Raw genomic sequence first — 18,850 nt, 5'->3', positions numbered from 1 at the left:
GTACATTACCGTTAAATGATTACCCTGCGCAGCAAGATAGCTCTTTAACGTCTTTGCTAAAGGTTTGAGCGCATAACTTCAATCCTTCAACCATCGTCAAATACGGAAATAGTTGACCTGCCAATTCTTCGACTGTCATTTTATTATGAATAGCAAGAGCCGCACTTTGAATCAGTTCTCCGCCTTCATGGGCTAAAATTTGTGCGCCTATCAGTTTTCCCGTGGATTCTTCAGCTACCAACTTGATAAAACCATCCGTTTCAAAATTTGCTAAAGCTCTTGGTACGTTTTCCATATCAAGTACACGACTTATCGTATTTATTCCTACCGCTGAAGCTTGTACTTCGGTTAGACCTACCGTAGCAACTTGTGGGTCGGTGAATATAACAGCAGGCATGGTAGATAAGTCGAGTTGCGCATTTCCACCTGTCATATTAATTCCAGCCCTACTTCCGGCAGCAGCAGCAACATAAACAAATTGTGGCATATTGGAGCAATCTCCAGCGGCATAAATGTTAGCTGTTGATGTTTCCATCATACTATTAACAACAATGGCACCACTTTTATCTGTTTCAACACCAACATTTTCTAAACCAAGCTTTCCAGTATTTGCATGGCGACCCGTAGAGATAAGCAATTTTTCAGCGATTAATGTTCCTTCGTTAGTTTCCAATGAAAAACCATTGCTATCATAAGAAACATGACTTGCTTGCGTATTATTAAGTACCCTAATACCTTCTTTTTCAAAGCACTCTGCCAGTTTTTCACCTAATAACGGATCTTCAGCATATAAAAGGGTATGTCTGGCTAGAATTGTCACACGGCTACCTAAACGGGCATAAGCTTGCGCAATTTCCAGAGCAACAACGGAGGAGCCGATGACAACTAGACTACTCGGTAACTCTTCTGCAAATAAGGCTTCTGTTGATGTCCAATAAGGTGTATCAACTAAACCCTTAATTGGCGGAATGCTTGGTGTAGAGCCTGTTGCAATTAAAATGCGATCTGCAACCAGCTCTTCTTCACTACCATCAGACTTGTGAACTAGCAAGGTATTTTGATTTTTAAAACGTGCATAACCTTTAAGTAAAGATAGCGCGGGATTACTCTCTAAAATACGTTGATATTTAGCATCGCGTAGTTCTTCGACGCGAGCGTTTTGCTGATGTGCTAATAAGGAGCGGCTAAGTTGTGGCTGAATATTTTCTAAACCATCAAACGGGTTAGTACGTTGCTGATGCGCTAATTGCGCAGCACGGATCAATATTTTTGAAGGAACACAGCCGACATTTACACAGCAACCTCCGATTACATCGGCTCCTTCAATGATAGTAACTCTTGCTCCGCCTTCTGCTGCTTTAATCGCACTGGCAAAGGCCCCTGAACCACTACCAATAATGGCTACATGTAATTGTTCTGGCTGGATGTCATTTGACGAGCAACAACTATTCGTTGACATATTTTATTCCTCTAAAAAAGTTAAGCGGTACAAGTTTCATCATCACAGCGTTTATTCGCAGGAGAAACCATGTCCCAAATTGATACAGCAACCATTAGTCCTAGCCCCGTATAAGTAACGTATGAACTCCACCCGTACTGGAACCAAGGGTATAAAGAGAGTAAAACCAAAATGGGGCCAATTGAACCGATAAAACTACGGTACCATTGACGATGGCTAAACCAGCCTAAGATATTCATTGCCAGCGCTAATACTGCAAACAGTGGTAACAACGTATTGATAAATACCCCTTCCCACTGACTAAGAAATCCCATCCCAATTGCCGCACCAAGACTAGCTATCGCGGGAAAACACATGGCGCATCCCATTGCCGAAACAAGTGCACCTATAGAGCCTGCTTTATCTCCGATACGCGTAACTAGTTCTAAGGGGCTAAACATTACTTATTTTCACTTTTTAAATTTGAAGGGTAGCCAGCGTTGGTAGTCGCTGCAATTAATGCATTGATGTTGGTTTTAGTGTCATCAAAAGAAACAACAGCTAGCTTAGGCTTGTAGGTAACTTTCGCATTTTCAACGCCATCAACATTTTCTAATGACTTTTTAACTGTGATTGGACATGTCGCACAGTTCATCGTTGGCACTTCCAGTGTAACTGTTTTTACTTCAGCAAAAGCACCAAAACTAGAAAGTGAAAGCAGTGCGGTTAATAATAATTTTTTCATAATTAGCTCCAAATTTTAAAATGTTATAAATTTCTTGATCTGTATATTAAGCAAACAAAAGTATCCAATAATTACTGGTCACTAAAATTGTCGCAACTATAGCGCTCAGCCAGAAAATGACTTTTCGTTGTTGCTGTTTCTTAGGAATTGCACAGGCCGTTCCCGGCTCACACTCTTCTACAGGACGGTAAATTTTCCAACCTGAGTAGCCAAACAACAACACTACAAATGCGATAAATAATGGCCTATAGGGTTCAAATGCAGTTAAATTACCAATCCATGAGCCACTTACCCCAAGTAATAACAGGAGCAAAGGACCTACACAGCATACGCCTGCGCCTAATGCTGCTATGATGCCTCCTATCATTGGAAGGTTTGATTTTTTTTGATTCATATAGATACCTCATTAAGTGATAATGCAAGTGTATTGCATGTACCTAAGTACGGAGTCAAGGGTGATTTATAAAAAATTTATCTTTGATAATCTGCTACGACAGATACGGGGAATAAGCTAACTTGAATTAAGGCGCAGAAGTAAAATTGGATATGCTGTTTTAGTGGGAAATGGTAGTTAAGTGAATCATTTACTTCGGTTGCAACGAATCAATTATTGGGCAGTGGCTATCGTCATCATTATTTTGGCATTGTCCTAAATGTTCTTCCAAAGCGTGTTCTAACTGGAAACGACCTATTTTGTTCAATCACATTAACACCTAAATCATCCGTTATTCACACTGCTAAGCCTTCCCCCAGGGGGTTACGCGTTCATACATCTACTTTTTCAAGATATTTCTTAACCAATAGTAAAAATTGTAACCACCCCTCATCTCGACGTCTAATTTATACAACCTGAAACATTACAACATGTGATGTCTAAAGTATTTCCCAACTGTAAGCGCATAGTTGGACGAGAATGCCAAAATGCCATGGCGCTGCATTTCAGCTTTGATTTGAAAGACGGGTACGCCCATTTTAATACCGAGTAACTTAGCTTCACGCGACCGTGCAACCACGCAGCCGTCATTGTTGGACAGCACCACAATCGGCGTATCTTTTAAATCAGGACGAAACAGCTTCTCACAACTGGCGTAAAAGTTGTTGCAGTCCACCAAGGCAAATACTGGCATGGGATAGTCACGACTTACGGCGTATGTTTCGCACCACATTGGTGACCACACCAAATATCTCTAACTCTGTCCCTTCAGGAATATGAATGGGCTCATACACCTGGTTTCTTGGGATCAGCATGACGCACGGCCTTAGTTGAAGCTCCTTTACCGTGAGTTCACCATGGATGCCAGCGATGACAATGTCACCGTGTTCGGCTTGGACAGAGCGATCAACCACCAGAATATCATCTGGGTGAATCCCGGCATCAATCATTGAATCACCTTCAACACGCACAAAGAACGTTGCAGCCGGTCGCTTGATGCACAGCTCGTTGAGGTCGAGCGTTTGCTCAACATAATCCTGCGCTGGTGAAGGAAAACCAGCAGAAACACGTTCCATGAACAATGGAATACGAAGGCGCTTGGCTTTGATGAAGGCAAGTGCGCCGCTACGGCCTATCAGCGAGACACTCATGACGAACCTCGAAAAATCATAATTAATACTGTTTGTTTATACAGTATCTAATGCTATGCTGATTTCTACAAGTAAAATTGTAGGTAAAACTGTAGTTGTTCGAGTAAGACGCTGTGTTGTCGGTGATTTCTTTTTTGTGTTGAAAAACTAGATGTGGGGGGATCGCTCGCCCTCGTCAAAGCCTGCAAGGCTTGGACAATACTGCTTCTGCCTACTGCTCTTGTTTCTGTTACTGATCCTGTTACTGCTACTGGTTAACGCATGGGTCAAGTAACCGTCAAACAAGGCTTGTTGAACCCTTTGCAAAGGGTTTAAAAACAGTTAGTAAAATTCTGCTTCGTATTGAATTTACTGGCTTAAAGCGAAGTCAGGAGCATCATTAAAATGCTCAGTCGAACTCAGTTCAAGCCTTTTTCAACCGTTTGAAAAGGGGTTGGCTAAGCCATACCTAAAGGGTATCGGTAAGGGTTACCTAAAGGGTTTAGCTAAGGCTTTCTGAAAGGCTTAGCCAAAGCCTTCATACATGGGTTCACCCAGTAGAAAGATTAAAAAAACGCTGAGGTATCCAAGGTGCATTTAGAAAAACCTGTGGCACAGTGAAATCACCTAAAGCGAACAATAGAATTGAAGAGGAACCATCAATGACAAGAGCCCCTGCGCCATTTCCGCTAGAGCGCCTCGCGGATATCCCAGACAGACCAGAAGATTTTAGATTGCTGGAGCGTATTCCATTAACGCGTGAGCCGCAGTCCTGGCCACTTGAACTATCTCCTGTGGTCGGTGATGAACAGCCAATGGTGCTGCTCGATACAGAGACAACTGGACTGTCTGCCGATGACGAGTCCATTATTGAGCTTGGTATGGTTAAGGTGCTTTACAGTCCCTCGGCTAAGCGGATTGTGTCGATTGTTGATGTGATCAGTTTGTATGAAGATCCCGGCAAGCCAATCCCCGAGCTGATTACAGAGTTAACCGGTATTACCGATGACATGGTGCGAGGCCAGCGCATTGATGATTCACTGGTAGCGAGTTGGTTATCCGATGATCCGCTGGTGGTTGCACACAATGCACAGTTTGATCGTCCTTTCTTTGAAAAGCGGTTTGCTGCATTAGGCCATCTATCTTGGGCCTGTTCAGCCAGTGGCATAGATTGGAAGGCGCTGGGTTTTGAAAGTCGAAAGCTTGAGTACCTGCTGCTTCGCTTAGGTTGGTTTTATGAAGGACACCGAGCCGCAACCGATTGTTTGGCGATGGCCTGGTTGTTCCATTTGTTGCCCGAGTCCGTTGCAAACTTGTTGTCTGAAGCAGACAGGCGAACTGTGTTAGTTCGTGCGTTTGGTGCGCCGTTTGACGTAAAGGACTATTTAAAAGAACGTGGTTACCGTTGGCATGACGGCGTTAAAGGTGCCAACAAGCATTGGTGGCGCGAAATCAGCGAAGACGAGTTGCCGCAGGAACAAACTTACCTGGATGATTTGTATCATCGTGGCTCAGAACATGCCCACTATGACTACAAAGATGCCCGTAATCGATTTAAAGCTTTGTAGCTCTCTACAAGGTAAGCCTTGCATATTTGAAAACCTCTGGAAAATGGAAAGTGAACTCATGGTTTAACCAACAAGAGGAATCTTTCCATGTACCAAGACACCTACATTGAATACTGGGGCGAAATCTTCGTCTCTGCCCGCATCATTGAATTTGGCATCACGTTCGAGCGCTTTCTTAAAGATCCATGGAAGCACTTGATGTCCTGTGGCCAAGACTCAGCCCCAGACGCGATTGCTGAAGGGATGTTGCCATTGCTACCAGCCCAGGCAGAGGTTGCTAGGCGCATTCGGGAGAGTGAACAACGAGCCCTGATGTCTACAGAGTCGGACAAAGGGGTATCGCATCGCGGTAACATCGTGGTGCCATTGGTTCGGGTAGCGCATTGATAGCGGCTACCAGCAATGGCATGAAACAGTGTCTTCACGCCCATACCTGAGCGGCAATTGCAATCCAGATCAAAAAGTTGCCGCTTAGTCTTCCCTACAAAATAATTTGTGATAGGATGATACTTAATAAAATTAATTAGGTTGAAGCCTATTCAGTGTGTTATGGCCATCTGTCCAGCTTCAACCGGTAGAGATTGATTAGTCATTGCGGATGAAGAGCAGCATTGAGTGGTGCTTTTCAATGTGATTACGCGATGTCGGTCCGTACTTTATAAACAGAGTTTTAAGAAACTGGTTGAATTGGATAAACAAGACGCATGACAAATGATGGTCTGAAACAAACGGTACCAGCGAGTTCACTCGCTAAAGAAGGCGCGAAAGGAAAGCCAGATAGGCTTTTGCAGATAGCGCAGTTGCCACAAGCAACCAGGGATCGCATTGCCCACATCGATTTCACTTTATTGTTTAAGGGAGAAGCGGTGCGGGCGGATTTAGTCGATCGCTTCAGCATAGCTGCTGCACAAGCAACGAAAGACTTCACAATGTACCGAGAGCTTGCACCAAGCAACATTGAGTATGACCAAAAGCTCAAGTTGCATAAACGTGGTGAAGCATTTGAACCCTTGTTCGACTATGACGTTGTTCGAACACTGGCAACCATCAGCCAAGGGTACGGCGATGGCTTCAGTGGAAAGGTAAAACCGCCTCTGGCTTGTGAAGCGCCTTATCACCTTAACAAGCCGAGTTTATCGATAGTGGCGAAGGTCACCGAGGCCATTCACAAAGGCAAAGCCTTGAGCATCACTTATGTGTCGTTATCGAGCGGTGAAACAACGCGTGAAATTGTACCGCATACGCTGGTGGACAATGGCCTGCGTTGGCATGTTCGTGGTTTTGACCGCAAGCATGGCCAAAGCGGAGCGCCAAATGGGTTCCGTGACTTTGTGCTTACCCGAATTAAAGCAGCGGTCGTGCTTGAGGATTCCATTCTGTCAGAGGCTGAACTTGAAACCCAAGACCGGCAATGGAATCGCTTTGTAGAGCTTGAGTTAGTACCGCACCCACGCATAGAGCACAGCGAAGCGATTGAGCTTGACTATGGCATGAAAGGTGGTGTTTTAAAGATTGAGATTAGAGCGGCAACGGCAGGTTATTTACTCAGACAATGGAATGTCGATTGCTCCAAAGCAGCTCAGCTAAAAACACCCGAATTTCATTTATGGTTAAAAAATTATCAAACTTTATACGGTGTCGGTAACCTTGCGATTGCGCCTGGTTTCGATAGCGTCACAGCATAGGGAAGAACATGAATAATTCAGAACAGCAGTTTTTAAAAGAACTCGATGTAAAGTTGTGGTCGGCAGCCGATCGGTTACGTAACAACCTCGATGCCGCTAACTATAAGCATGTCGTGCTAGGGATCATCTTTCTAAAGTATGTGTCAGACGCTTTTGAAGAGCGCCAACAAGAGTTACGTCAGTTGTTTACTCAGGACGATAGCGATGACAATATTTATTACATGCCTCGTGAAGATTATGACTCTGACGAAGAATACAACGATGCGGTCAATGCAGAGTTAGAACTGCACGAATACTATCAAGAGAAAAACGTTTTCTGGATACCAAAAAGGGCAAGATGGAAATTTATAAAAAGTACTGCTTCTCTTCCGATCGGTAGTGTAATTGACAAAGATAGTCATGGAAATGAAATTAAATTGAGATCAATTTCATGGTTGATTGACAATGCACTGGATGAAATAGAGTCGCATCGGATAAATGATAAGCCAGCAAATCCAAAGTTAAAGGGAGTTTTACCTCGAATAAGTCGTTACGAAGTTGAAAATACGAATCTAACAGAGTTAATAAATAGATTCTCTGATACGAGTTTTAGTAATCCTGAGTTTAATGGAAAGAAGTTAAGCTTAAAAAGCAAAGATATTCTTGGTCATGTATATGAATATTTTTTGGGGCAATTCGCGTTGGCTGAGGGAAAACAAGGTGGGCAGTATTACACACCTAAAAGTATTGTTACTCTAATTGTTGAATTGCTAGAGCCATATCAGGGGCGGGTTTATGATCCTGCAATGGGGTCGGGTGGATTTTTCGTTTCAAGTGAAAAATTTATTGAAGAACACGCAAAAGAAAAAAAATACAACGCATCAGAACAAAAAAAACACATATCTGTTTATGGTCAAGAAAGCAATCCTACCACATGGAAGCTTGCGGCTATGAATATGGCTATAAGAGGCATTGATTTTAATTTTGGGAATAAAAACGCTGATACTTTTCTAGATGATCAGCATCCAGATCTTAAAGCTGATTTCGTAATGGCAAATCCTCCGTTTAACATGAAAGAATGGTGGAGTGAAAAGTTACAAGGAGATATAAGATGGATGTATGGAACACCTCCAAAAGGGAATGCTAATTATGGATGGCTTCAACATATTATCCATCACCTAAATTCTAATGGTAAGGCAGCAATCTTACTTTCAAATGGGTCTTTGACCGTAAATGCTAAAGACGAATATGAAATAAGGAAGTCCATCGTTGATAGTAATTTATTAGATTGTGTGATTGCTCTCCCGACACATTTATTCACTAACACGCAAATTGGTGCATGTATTTGGTGCTTTAGTAAAGCAAAAGACAAAAGACAAAACAGAGCGAAAAATGTGCTATTTATCAATGCTAAAAATTTAGGAACTCTTGAGACTAAAGTAATCAGATCTCTATCAAAGTCTGAAATAGAACAAATAGCGGATTGTTATAAAGACTGGGTTAGATCTGAAGGATACAAAGATCAGCCTGGGTTTTGTAGAAGTGTTGATATAAGTGAGATAGAAAGGCATAAATATGCCCTTGTACCAGGTCGATATGTGGGTTTTGACAGGAAAAATCTTGTATCGAAGGAAGCACAGATTGAAATGTTTAAGAATATTCAAAAAGTAAGTAATAGGCTTAATGAAGTAGTTCTGGCGGCTGAAAAAACAAAACAAATAATGGAGAAAGTTTCAAATGGCTGAACCATTTCTATTAAGTCATAAAGATTGGTTTCATGGAACTTTAGAGGCTTGTAAAAAAACTGGATTAATTCTTCAGGTTGAATCAGGTGGCACACCCAAAACAAATGAAGATGATTATTGGGAAGGAGATATTCCATGGCTAACTCCCAAAGAAATTACTGACATGGATGGTGTTTACGTCAGTAAAACAGAGAGAAATATCACTACTTTAGGTCTTAAAAGTTCGGCAGCAAAACTATTGCCTGCAGGAACAGTAATGCTCAGTAAAAGAGCCCCTGTTGGTGCAGTTGCTGTCAACACTGTTCCTATGGCTACAAATCAAGGTTTTTTGAATTTTACATGTGGGCCACTTTTGAGGCCGCTTTATTTAGCATATTGGTTTCGCTTGAATAAGCCTTATCTTGACGCAGTTGCTAATGGTTCAACATATCCTGAACTCTATAAAAGTGATCTCTTTGAGTTTCACATATCAGTGCCTTCAGTAGATGTACAAGACAAAATATTGAAAGTAATTAGCGCACTTCAGTTTTGTAAACTATCAGGGCATGCACTAGAACAATCCGCATTAGATATGCAGCAACTTAGCAATATAAAAGCAGAAAGTAACGAGTTAGAAAAGACAATAAATCAGGTGATGTTCCTACTATTTTCAGGGGAGCTTTCAATAGATGATCTTAGTAAAAGGCTCTCATTATGATTGGTTTGTGTCAAAAAGGTAGTTGCCGAAAGTTGATTGGTCATACTGGGAAGTGCGATCCTTGGCCGACTAACTGCTGGTCATTTCTGGAAGAAAAAGATAAGAAAAAACTTTCAAAAGCAGGCTACGCAACACCGCGAGGAGGAAAGAAGGGGGCTTATCAAAATCATGTTTATAGAAACAATAAAGTTATCATTCCTTTTGAAAAGATTAATGTTATTGATACTTCAAACTATGAAGATGGGTACATCGTAAGGCTGTACCCTGATCAAGCTTTTATTTCTTCAGGTATTTTGAGTGAAATAAATTTGCCAGATGGTGAGCCACTCGTAATCGGTGAAAATGCTTTTGTATTGTATCGCTCTCATCAATCTTTTGATGAGTTTCCACCGCTTGACGAATGGTCCGTTCGTCACTTGGAGGATAAGAATGGAAATATCGTTGAAAAAAGAAGTTCAGAAGTATTAGACAAAGGGCATTATATTCTTCGCCTTCCAAAAGTTGGTGGAGGCAAGAAAATTATAAAAAATGAAGTTATCGAAGGGCCACCGCAGGGGATTTTTGCTCCTGAATATGCTAACAAGGAAACTAATTTTCTATCACAAGCATCTTTAGCATGGCAAATTATACATACATCGTCTAGCCCATATACAGCATCACAAGCATTACATCTGAAATTAATTCTAGATGAGTGCTCACTTAGTGATGGGGTTCACTATAACTATCTTGGGATGATGAAAGGAAATATTACAACTTGCCCACTATGCCTCAAAAGAATTTCATATGATGAGCTTCATAGTCATATAAACCTTGAGAATGAAGAATCTCTTTTAAACTCTGGCCTAATAGTAGATGGAACCAATCGTTCTACTACAGTAAATCTATTTCATATGATTCCACTTGAATATGAACGGTTGCATCATAATCACTTCTACGTTTCTTGGGGGCATGCAACTTGTAATACCAAGCTTGGGCAGCGAAGATGTTATTCGCTTGCTGAAGTAAAGGAAATGGATATAAAAGTAGCTAAGTTAATTGGTGATAGCATTGAAACTTTTGGGTGGATTAGTGATGACGACAAGATGATTAGATCCCCGAATGGAGCTGTTTGGATCAGAATCTCTGAAGAGCTGTATATAGAGAGGGATTAAAGTTATGAATGAAGAAAATCTAGAGAGCCTTTGTTTAGGTTGGTTTAGGGAAAATCATTGGGATATTCTTCATGGGCCTGATATTGGTCCAGATGGCAACAATCCTCTGAGAAAAAATTACTCTGACGTTATCTTAGAAACTTACTTAAAATTAGCATTTGAAAAAATCAATAACCATATTCCTGTTGTTCAAATAGATATCTGCTATGAACAGTTTAAAGCCATTATATTAAAACCTGATTTTTTTGATTTAGTTACAAGTAACCGTTCTTTTCATCGTTTCTTGTTGCAAGGAGTTCCTGTTGTATATAAGGGAGCCGATGGTGAATCGATACAGGATCATGTTTTTATTATCGACTTCGATAACTTGAACAATAATCTATTTACTGTCGTCAATCAGTTCACGATTACTGGCACCAAACAGCCACGTCGGCCTGATGTCATTTGTTTTATCAACGGCTTACCGATTGCTGTTCTTGAGTTGAAAAGCCCAAGCGATGAAAATGCCGATATTTGGGATGCCTTTAATCAACTGCAAACCTATAAAGATGAAGTCTCAGACCTTTTTATCTTCAATGAGGCGCTAGTAGTCAGTGATGGTTACACCGCTCGGGTCGGCTCTCTAACTGCTAACCAAGAGCGTTTTATGCCTTGGCGCACTATTAATAATGAAAACGATAAACCTTTACTGGAGTGGCAGCTAGAAACCATGGTTCGCGGTTTTTTTGATCGTGAGTTGCTGCTGGATTACATACGATTTTTTGTATTGTTTGAAACAGACGGTGAGACGATCATTAAAAAGATTGCTGGTTATCACCAGTTTCATGCTGTGCGAGAAGCGGTAAAGACGACAGTCATTGCGGCTCAGCAAATTGATGGCGTAACAGAGAAGCGGGCAACCTATGCCGATGAGGTAGTACCTGGTAGTAAAAAAGCAGGTGTGGTTTGGCACACTCAAGGCAGCGGCAAAAGTATTTCAATGTGTTGTTATGCCGGTATGTTGCTTCAACAAAAGGCTATGAATAACCCAACGCTGATTGTTGTTACCGACCGCAATGATCTAGATGGTCAGCTCTATGCCACGTTCTGCAACGCAGTTGAGCTCTTGAAGCAAACGCCTGTTCAAGCATCTGACCGAGATGCGCTAAGACAGTTGTTAGCTGAAAGAGAGTCTGGCGGCATCATTTTTACCACAGTGCAAAAGTTTGCCCTGCTTGACGACGAGAAGCATCATCCAATACTCAATGAGCGTCACAATATAGTTGTTATCTCAGACGAAGCACACCGCAGCCAATATGGCCTGAAAGCCACCTTAAGTGCAGATGGTCAATATAAGTTTGGTTACGCCAAGCATATGCGCGATGCGCTACCGTCTGCTTCCTTTATTGGTTTTACTGGTACACCCATTTCACAAGAAGACAAAGACACTCGCGCTGTATTTGGTGGCTATGTGTCCATCTACGACATTCAAGATGCAGTAGATGATGGCGCAACCGTTCCTATTTATTATGAGTCACGCTTGGCAAAGCTTGATTTGAACCATGCTGAAATCGCTGAGTTGTCCGATCAAGTTGATGAAGTGGTAGAGGACGAAGAGGACGTCAGCAACCGTGAAAAAACTAAGGGGGAATGGAGCCGTCTTGAAAAGCTTGTTGGTGCGACTCCTAGATTAAGCCAAGTTGCAGCTGACTTGATCGAGCACTTTGAGACACGCAATGCCACTATGGATGGTAAAGCCATGATAGTGGCTATGAGCCGTGATATCTGTGCGCATCTCTACAATGAGATTATTGCACTGCGCCCAGAATGGCATTCGGATGATCCTGAAAAAGGGGCGATTAAGATTGTGATGACAGGGTCAGCTTCGGACAAGCCACTTTTGCAACCCCATATTTATAACAAAAAAACCAAAAAACGCTTAGAAAAGCGCTTTAAAGATATGAATGATCCTCTGAAGTTGGTCATTGTCAGGGACATGTGGTTAACGGGGTTTGATGCGCCTTGTTGTAACACTATGTACGTGGATAAACCGATGAAAGGCCATAACCTGATGCAGGCCATTGCGCGGGTTAACCGCGTATTTAAAAACAAGCCAGGCGGTTTAGTTGTTGACTACATTGGTATTGCTAACGAGCTTAAGCAAGCATTGAAAACCTATACAGACTCTAAAGGTAAAGGCGAGCCAACACTCAATGCAGAAGAAGCGTTTTCCATTCTTTTAGAAAAAATTGATGCTATCCGTGGCATGTTTGGTAAAACACCAAAATCCGATGGTTTGGACATATCGGGGTATGAAACTCAAGCGCACAAACTATTGGTGCCTGCCGCTAACTATGTACTTGGCTTAGAGGATGGCAAAAAGCGTTTCTTAGACTTAGTGTTGGCGGCAACAAAATCATACTCACTATGCAGTACCTTGGATGAGGCTAAAGAGTTAAGGAAAGAAATCGCCTTTTACTCAGCCATTAAGGCCGCCATCAGCAAATTTACCAGCGTAGATAGAAAGCGCACTCAGGAAGAAAAGAACTCGGCACTGAAACAGATCCTAGATAACGCAGTGATCGCCGAAGGCGTTGCTGACGTGTTCGCACTTTGTGGCTTGGACAAGCCCAATATTGGTTTGCTATCGGATGAGTTTTTAGAAGACGTGCGACAGATGCCGGAGCGCAACTTGGCCGTTGAATTACTTGAAAAACTACTCAAGGATGACATTAAAGCGAAAACACGTAATAACGTTGTGCAAGAGAAGAAATACGCAGACCGCTTGCAAGAAACGCTTAGAAAGTACAATAACCGCGCCATTGAAACAGCTCAGGTCATTGAAGAACTTATTCAAATGGCCAAAGAGTTTCAGGAAGAAATGATGCGCGAGGCTGAACTGGGGTTAAATCCAGATGAAATCGCGTTTTATGATGCTCTAGCCAACAACGAAAGTGCAGTACGTGAACTTGGTGATGAGATCCTTAAAAAGATTGCCGTCGAAATCACAGACAAACTCAGAAAATCGACCACGGTTGATTGGCAAGTTCGTGACAGTGTTCGAGCTAAATTAAAAATACTCGTGCGCCGCACTTTACAGCGTTACAAATATCCACCTGACAAAGCCGCTGAAGCTGTAGAGCTTATTTTGAAGCAGGCTGAGACATTGTCGAATTCATGGACGAAATAAAGGGTGCTTTTATAGATGACAACAAATAAATCTAATTCATTCTGGTTTGTGGGTGCATCCTACGGCAAAGGTAGTGAAGACCAAACGGAGCGTTTTCTCAACGATGGCGTTTGGCAAAATGGCTATGAAGATAAATATCTCGATGTAGTCCGCAGTATGCAGCCGGGCGACAAGATTGCCATTAAATCGTCATATACAAGAAAGCGAGAGCTCCCTTTTGATACTAAAGGCCAGACTGTTTCAGTAATGGGGATCAAAGCTATTGGTGTGATTACCCGTAATCATGGCGATGGCCGGTTTGTCGATGTTGAATGGCAACCACGCTTTGAGCCTGTTAATGAATGGTATTTCTATACCAATCGCAGCACTATTTGGCGCGTTTCTCCCGATGATTGGATGACAGAGGGGCTTATTGACTTCACTTTCAATAATAAACCCCAGGATATAGATCGTTTTCGCAATGCTCCCTATTGGAAGGAGCGCTTTGGTGATACCCCTGTCGATAAACAGCGTTTTAAATGGACCCAATTTTACGAAGAGTTTGCCGACAAGCTATTAACTTACAAGGATGATCGTGCTTCTTTAATGGCAGCCATCCACGATTTACCGAACAAAATTGAAAGCATTTCTGTCCTTCAAGATCAGCCTAAGGAAGGCACAAAAGATTTGCTAAGTGATATTTGCCCGTTTACCGTCTTCGGCCTGTTTAACCGGGGCATTACCGATGCTAACCGAATAGCCATCGCAAGCGAGCTTGCTGCTTTTTTGAAAGTTGAAACGCCTGTTCCTAATTCCTTTGAAGGTATCCCTGTTGTTAATAATCAGCGCTCTTGGTTTTTTGGATACAAATACCGACGGGGTGAACATGACATTGATACACTATGGAACCTTTTTGAGGCCGCCATAGAACACGCTAATAACTCAGAAACTGATACCGCAGAGGCACTTTACGATGCTTATGAAACTGCGACTAAATGCTGGGGAACCGGCTGGAACCTCTCAATGGGGCTGTATTGGATTAGACCATGGAAGTATCTGACACTTGATGGCCAATCACAGGCATACATCACTAAAAAGCTGGGTTTAGAAATAGGCAAGAATGGCGAAAAAGGTCGCTGTAGCTCAAGAGATTACTTCGGTCTGATTGATGATCTAGAAACACGATTTCAAGAGGACGCCTACCCCGTACACTCTTTTCCAGAACTGTCGCTTTCGGCCTGGCTATTTAAGGATACCGACACATCCGCTCATCCGAATGCTACTGACCTTGATGACGAGGAGCTATCGGCAGAAGAAGACGAAGTTGCTGTTCAGACTGCGCCTATTGAACCTTATACAATTGACGACATCATTGCCGATGGTTGTTTTCTTGAAAGAGAAAGCATCGCAAAAATAATTACTCAGCTTAGACATAAGAAAAACCTTATTCTCCAAGGCCCTCCGGGAACTGGTAAGACATGGCTCGCAAAGAAACTTGCATATGCGTTAATGGGCCAAAAGGACGAAAACTCTCTACGCGCTGTTCAGTTCCACCCCAATCTATCATATGAAGATTTTGTGCGTGGTTGGAGGCCATCAGGCGAAGGAAAATTAACTCTCGTTGATGGTCCATTTCTGGAAATGATTAATGAAGCCAAAAAAGATGCGAGCAGCAAACACGTAGTCGTTATCGAAGAAATTAACCGAGGAAACCCTGCTCAGATTTTTGGCGAAATGCTCACATTGTTAGAGGCTGACAAGCGCACGCCAAGTGAAGCTTTGGAGCTTAGTTATCGTCGAGCTGAAGGCGAAAGAATTCATATTCCCGCTAACCTTTATGTTATTGGCACTATGAATATTGCCGACCGCTCATTAGCACTTGTTGACCTTGCTCTACGTCGCCGATTCGCATTTTTTGATCTTAAGCCAACGCTCGGTGAGGCATGGCGCAATTGGGTTCATAGTAAGGCTGGTATTGATAACGATTTTTTGCAGTTAATTGAACAGCGCATAGTCTCACTAAATAACGAGATTTCAAAAGAACGCAACTTGGGCCCTCAGTTTAAAATCGGCCACAGTTATGTAACACCACCGTTAAATACAAAGATTGAAGATGCTGCAGCATGGTTTCAAGGTGTCGTAGAAACTGAAATTGGACCGCTTCTTGAAGAATACTGGTTTGACGATATAGAACGCGCTATCAAATCCAAAGACGCTTTGGTTGAAGGCATCTAATGTCTGCCGTTATTGAAGCGAAAAGCCAAACTACTTCGTCGAGACGATTAGGAAAGATTCCTGTTCGTAACCTGTGGTTGTTGATGCTCTATGCTTCGGACCTTTATCGCCACCTTGGCACCAATAAAGTTGACGTAGAAGACAACCCAGAAGACATAGCAGATTTGGTTGCCGAGATTCTCTGCCATCAAGTTGAAGAACGCATGATGCGAAATTTAAGCTATGGGTATGAATCGAAAGTTGCTGTAATCAATCGAGTTCGTGGACGCATAGATACCCTAACCACCGAGCGGCAAAGGCTACTTGAAAAAGGTAAGGTATGCTGTCGCTTTGATGAGTTAACGGTAGATACTCCCCGTAATCGTTATGTTAGATCTGCATTAGAACGATTATCAAAGCTGAATATTAAACCAACTCTTGCCCATAAATGCCGAGCCTTAATGCTGAGTTTAGAACGTCTAGGCGTGAGCAAGGCAAAGCCAATAAATTACAGCGGAAAGTCGGAAAGATTTGGACGCCATGATATTAGCGATCAGAAGATGGTTGCTGCAGCCGATTTGGCTTTTTCACTCGCTATACCCACAGAGTTTGACGGTCAATTTCATCTAACAGCTCCTGACACTCGAAAAGAGTGGCTTAGAAAATTGTTTGAAAAAGCTGTAGCGGGTTTCTATGCCGTAGCACTAGATAAAAGAGAGTGGCGAGTATTGGCTGGCAAACAGTTTGATTGGCAGATATCAGATAAAAGCTCAGGGATAGACGAAATTCTTCCCAGCATGAAAACAGACATCATTATCGATAATCGTTCACCAGACAAGCGTTTGGTAATCGACACAAAATTCAATTCAGTGACCACTAAAGGTTGGCATAGGGAACAGACTCTTCGCAGTGGTTATATCTACCAAATGTATACTTACCTTAGAAGCCAGGAAGACACTTCAGACCCCAAATCACTTGAAAGTATTGGCATGTTACTTCACCCGACAGTAGATAAAGAAGTCGCTGAGATGGTAACAATTCAAGGCCACCCAATATGGTTTTGCACTGTTAATTTAGGTGAGTCAGCTATTTCAATCAGAGAGCGCCTACTTGCTCTTTTACAAAAGAGTTTCCAGGAGAAAAAATAATGGTCACATTCGATCAACTTATGCTACCGCTAATAAAGGCATTAGTGAACCTTGGGGGCTCAGGCAGTATCGACGAGATATACGAAGAAGTTGTCGAGCTTGAGAAGTTTGATGAGGGTACTTTGGCTGTTCTGCACAACCCTGAAAAAAGTAGCCAAACTGAAGTTGGATATCGATTAGCATGGGCTAGAACCTACCTGAAGAAAGCTGGATACCTTGAAAACTCATCTCGTGGCGTTTGGGCACTTACAGATAAAGCTAGACAGGAACCGGAAATCGATAGCAGAGAAATTGTCAACTTTGTTAGAGCACTGGACCGCAAGCCTGAACAGACTAATGCTACGACATCTACTCCAGAACTGTCGTCCGATGACTCCCCTGAAGAGGCTATGCTTTGGCGTGAAAAACTGCATCATGTGCTAATTGAAGAAATGAGCCCGGATGCGTTTGAGCGACTAACACAGAGGTTATTGAGAGAATCAGGCTTTATCCATGTTGAAGTGACTGGTCGCACGGGTGATGGTGGTATCGATGGCAAAGGAATTGCCCGAATCAACGGTTTGATGAGCTTTCATATCGCTTTTCAGTGTAAAAAGTACAAAGGTTCCGTTGGGGCTCCCGAGATCCGTGATTTTAGGGGCGCAACCGTTGGTAGAGCTGATCGTGGGATGTTTATCACTACAGGTAACTTTACAAAAGCTGCGATTGAAGAAGCCAACCGTGATGGCGTTGCTCCGATTGACTTGGTCGATGGTGATCAGTTAGCCGATAAGCTTAAGGAACTTAGTTTAGGCGTTAAAACAGAGTTAGTTGAAAAAGTAACAGTTGATCCTGGCTGGTTTTTAGGTCTTTAACTGTTAATAAGCACCAAAGGAACTCCAACGTGCATTGTCTAGTTCTTGAATATATGCGGTTAAATACGGCCACTCACATAACGGAAAGTTAGAATGAATCCTGAAAAATACAATAGAAGTATAAGCTTGCTTTGCCCGACTTGTGGCTGTTCAGACTTTTCATACGAAGACGGTTGCGATGAAACAATACAAGTAATGACTTGTGCATCTTGTGACCGAGAGTTTAATAAAGATGAGCTTATTCAAGAGAATAGCGAAAATATTGACGAGCACCTTTCTGAAATCAAGGAAGAAGTTTTAAAAGACGTTCAAGACGAACTACGTAAATCTTTAAAAAAGGCTTTTTCTGGTAGCAAGAATATAAGGATTAAGTAATGCCAGTAACTATTGATGCAGGTGATGTGATAGCTGGATTAGCTTTCCTTTTATCTGGCTACGCAACATGGCAAACGGTCAGCTTTAATAAGAGGCAGAAGTCACTTGTCGAAAGCCAGGAAAAGCTAAACACCATTCTCTTGGAAAAAGAAAATGAAGATGCTCTGAAAGGAAAACAAGCTGACCTTGGTGCATCAATTATAAAACTTGGCAGCAGTAAGTATCGGCTTAAGGTTTGGAATAAAGGTGCTGCTACTGCAAGAAACGTCAGAATTGAGTTCCCCGAAGGTAACGATTTAGTTATTGAATCAGAAGTGACTGACAAATTTCCAATGGAAAGCCTCGAAAAGTATCAAGCCGTTGAGCTAATAGCCGCTGTTCATATGCAAACGAAACGAAAGCATGTTGTTCGGCTAGTTTGGGAGGATGATGCCCAGTCTTACAATGAAAAGCTGTCTTACCCCACACTGTAATGTAACTGTCGGTTTTCTCACTAGAACGAAGACAACTACAGATAAATGCATATTTCTTTCGGCTATC

Annotated in this window: 18 protein-coding genes and 1 pseudogene; 12 read left to right on the top strand and 7 right to left on the bottom strand. The window is 42.3% G+C overall.

Annotated elements, in window-relative coordinates:
- Positions 1–19: 19 nt before the first annotated feature.
- The 6 genes and pseudogenes from merA to umuD all read right to left on the bottom strand — a co-directional run bounded on the left by merA (position 20) and on the right by umuD (position 3,767).
- Positions 20–1,459, bottom strand: coding sequence for a mercury(II) reductase (merA, locus tag M1F14_RS21245; protein ID WP_008467329.1), 1,440 nt, complete (start codon positions 1,457–1,459; stop codon positions 20–22).
- A gap of 20 nt (positions 1,460–1,479) precedes the next feature.
- Positions 1,480–1,899 (bottom strand): organomercurial transporter MerC, encoded by a 420-nt coding sequence (gene merC / locus M1F14_RS21240; RefSeq protein ID WP_012517596.1) that lies wholly within the window; start codon positions 1,897–1,899, stop codon positions 1,480–1,482.
- Positions 1,899–2,183 carry a mercury resistance system periplasmic binding protein MerP gene (gene merP / locus M1F14_RS21235; RefSeq protein WP_008110847.1) on the bottom strand — a complete coding sequence of 95 codons (285 nt, stop codon included), beginning with the start codon at positions 2,181–2,183 and terminating at the stop codon, positions 1,899–1,901. The genes merC and merP overlap by 1 nt, the downstream gene beginning before the upstream one ends.
- A 46-nt stretch (positions 2,184–2,229) precedes the next feature.
- On the bottom strand, positions 2,230–2,577 hold the full coding sequence (locus tag M1F14_RS21230; protein ID WP_012517597.1) for a mercuric transporter MerT family protein: 348 nt from the start codon (positions 2,575–2,577) through the stop codon (positions 2,230–2,232).
- A 499-nt stretch (positions 2,578–3,076) separates the two neighbouring features.
- A pseudogene (locus tag M1F14_RS21225) lies at positions 3,077–3,310 on the bottom strand (DNA polymerase V subunit UmuC); the annotation flags it as partial.
- A 7-nt stretch (positions 3,311–3,317) separates the two neighbouring features.
- Positions 3,318–3,767: a translesion error-prone DNA polymerase V autoproteolytic subunit gene (gene umuD, locus M1F14_RS21220; RefSeq protein ID WP_008844764.1), complete on the bottom strand. Its 450-nt coding sequence runs from the start codon at positions 3,765–3,767 to the stop codon at positions 3,318–3,320.
- 641 nt (positions 3,768–4,408) lie between these two features.
- On the opposite strand from umuD, the gene M1F14_RS21215 reads away from it, so the two are divergent.
- Positions 4,409–5,314 (top strand): 3'-5' exonuclease, encoded by a 906-nt coding sequence (locus tag M1F14_RS21215; RefSeq protein WP_048609065.1) that lies wholly within the window; start codon positions 4,409–4,411, stop codon positions 5,312–5,314.
- Between the two features lie 63 nt (positions 5,315–5,377).
- Here M1F14_RS21215 and M1F14_RS21210 read toward each other — a convergent pair whose 3' ends face one another.
- Complete coding sequence (locus M1F14_RS21210; protein WP_262593537.1) at positions 5,378–5,509, bottom strand: hypothetical protein; 132 nt, start codon at positions 5,507–5,509, stop codon at positions 5,378–5,380.
- On the opposite strand from M1F14_RS21210, the gene M1F14_RS21205 reads away from it, so the two are divergent.
- The 11 genes from M1F14_RS21205 to M1F14_RS21155 all read left to right on the top strand — a co-directional run bounded on the left by M1F14_RS21205 (position 5,456) and on the right by M1F14_RS21155 (position 18,783).
- A complete protein-coding gene (locus tag M1F14_RS21205) occupies positions 5,456–5,701 on the top strand; it encodes a hypothetical protein (RefSeq protein WP_230683907.1) in 246 nt (81 codons plus the stop codon). The two genes, M1F14_RS21210 and M1F14_RS21205, sit on opposite strands and share 54 nt — an antisense overlap.
- Positions 5,702–6,018: 317 nt before the next feature.
- The gene (locus tag M1F14_RS21200) at positions 6,019–6,999 is read left to right on the top strand and encodes a WYL domain-containing protein (RefSeq protein ID WP_048609063.1); all 981 of its coding nucleotides are present in this window, start codon (positions 6,019–6,021) and stop codon (positions 6,997–6,999) included.
- 8 nt (positions 7,000–7,007) lie between these two features.
- Complete coding sequence (locus M1F14_RS21195) at positions 7,008–8,723, top strand: type I restriction-modification system subunit M (protein ID WP_001065598.1); 1,716 nt, start codon at positions 7,008–7,010, stop codon at positions 8,721–8,723.
- Complete coding sequence (locus M1F14_RS21190) at positions 8,716–9,420, top strand: restriction endonuclease subunit S (RefSeq protein WP_000829999.1); 705 nt, start codon at positions 8,716–8,718, stop codon at positions 9,418–9,420. The genes M1F14_RS21195 and M1F14_RS21190 overlap by 8 nt, the downstream gene beginning before the upstream one ends.
- Positions 9,417–10,571, top strand: coding sequence for a BstXI family restriction endonuclease (locus M1F14_RS21185; RefSeq protein ID WP_002040530.1), 1,155 nt, complete (start codon positions 9,417–9,419; stop codon positions 10,569–10,571). Before M1F14_RS21190 ends, M1F14_RS21185 begins: the two co-directional genes overlap by 4 nt.
- Positions 10,572–10,575: 4 nt before the next feature.
- Positions 10,576–13,740, top strand: a complete 3,165-nt coding sequence (locus tag M1F14_RS21180; RefSeq protein ID WP_048609060.1) for a type I restriction endonuclease subunit R — start codon at positions 10,576–10,578, stop codon at positions 13,738–13,740.
- A 15-nt stretch (positions 13,741–13,755) separates the two neighbouring features.
- The gene (locus M1F14_RS21175) at positions 13,756–15,954 is read left to right on the top strand and encodes an McrB family protein (RefSeq protein WP_048609058.1); all 2,199 of its coding nucleotides are present in this window, start codon (positions 13,756–13,758) and stop codon (positions 15,952–15,954) included.
- Complete coding sequence (gene mcrC / locus M1F14_RS21170; protein WP_001277095.1) at positions 15,954–17,081, top strand: 5-methylcytosine-specific restriction endonuclease system specificity protein McrC; 1,128 nt, start codon at positions 15,954–15,956, stop codon at positions 17,079–17,081. The genes M1F14_RS21175 and mcrC overlap by 1 nt, the downstream gene beginning before the upstream one ends.
- Complete coding sequence (locus tag M1F14_RS21165) at positions 17,081–17,935, top strand: restriction endonuclease (RefSeq protein WP_000255863.1); 855 nt, start codon at positions 17,081–17,083, stop codon at positions 17,933–17,935. The genes mcrC and M1F14_RS21165 overlap by 1 nt, the downstream gene beginning before the upstream one ends.
- Positions 17,936–18,028: 93 nt before the next feature.
- Positions 18,029–18,310, top strand: a complete 282-nt coding sequence (locus tag M1F14_RS21160) for a hypothetical protein (protein WP_001067695.1) — start codon at positions 18,029–18,031, stop codon at positions 18,308–18,310.
- Complete coding sequence (locus tag M1F14_RS21155; protein ID WP_001145412.1) at positions 18,310–18,783, top strand: hypothetical protein; 474 nt, start codon at positions 18,310–18,312, stop codon at positions 18,781–18,783. Before M1F14_RS21160 ends, M1F14_RS21155 begins: the two co-directional genes overlap by 1 nt.
- Positions 18,784–18,850: the final 67 nt, after the last annotated feature.

Origin of the sequence: Providencia sp. PROV003, from assembly GCF_045040775.1 — a bacterium.
GTDB classification, from domain to species: Bacteria; Pseudomonadota; Gammaproteobacteria; order Enterobacterales; family Enterobacteriaceae; genus Providencia; species Providencia huashanensis.
The sequence above is the reverse complement of the archived record's forward strand: the minus strand, read 5'-3'. Positions and strand labels throughout refer to the sequence as shown.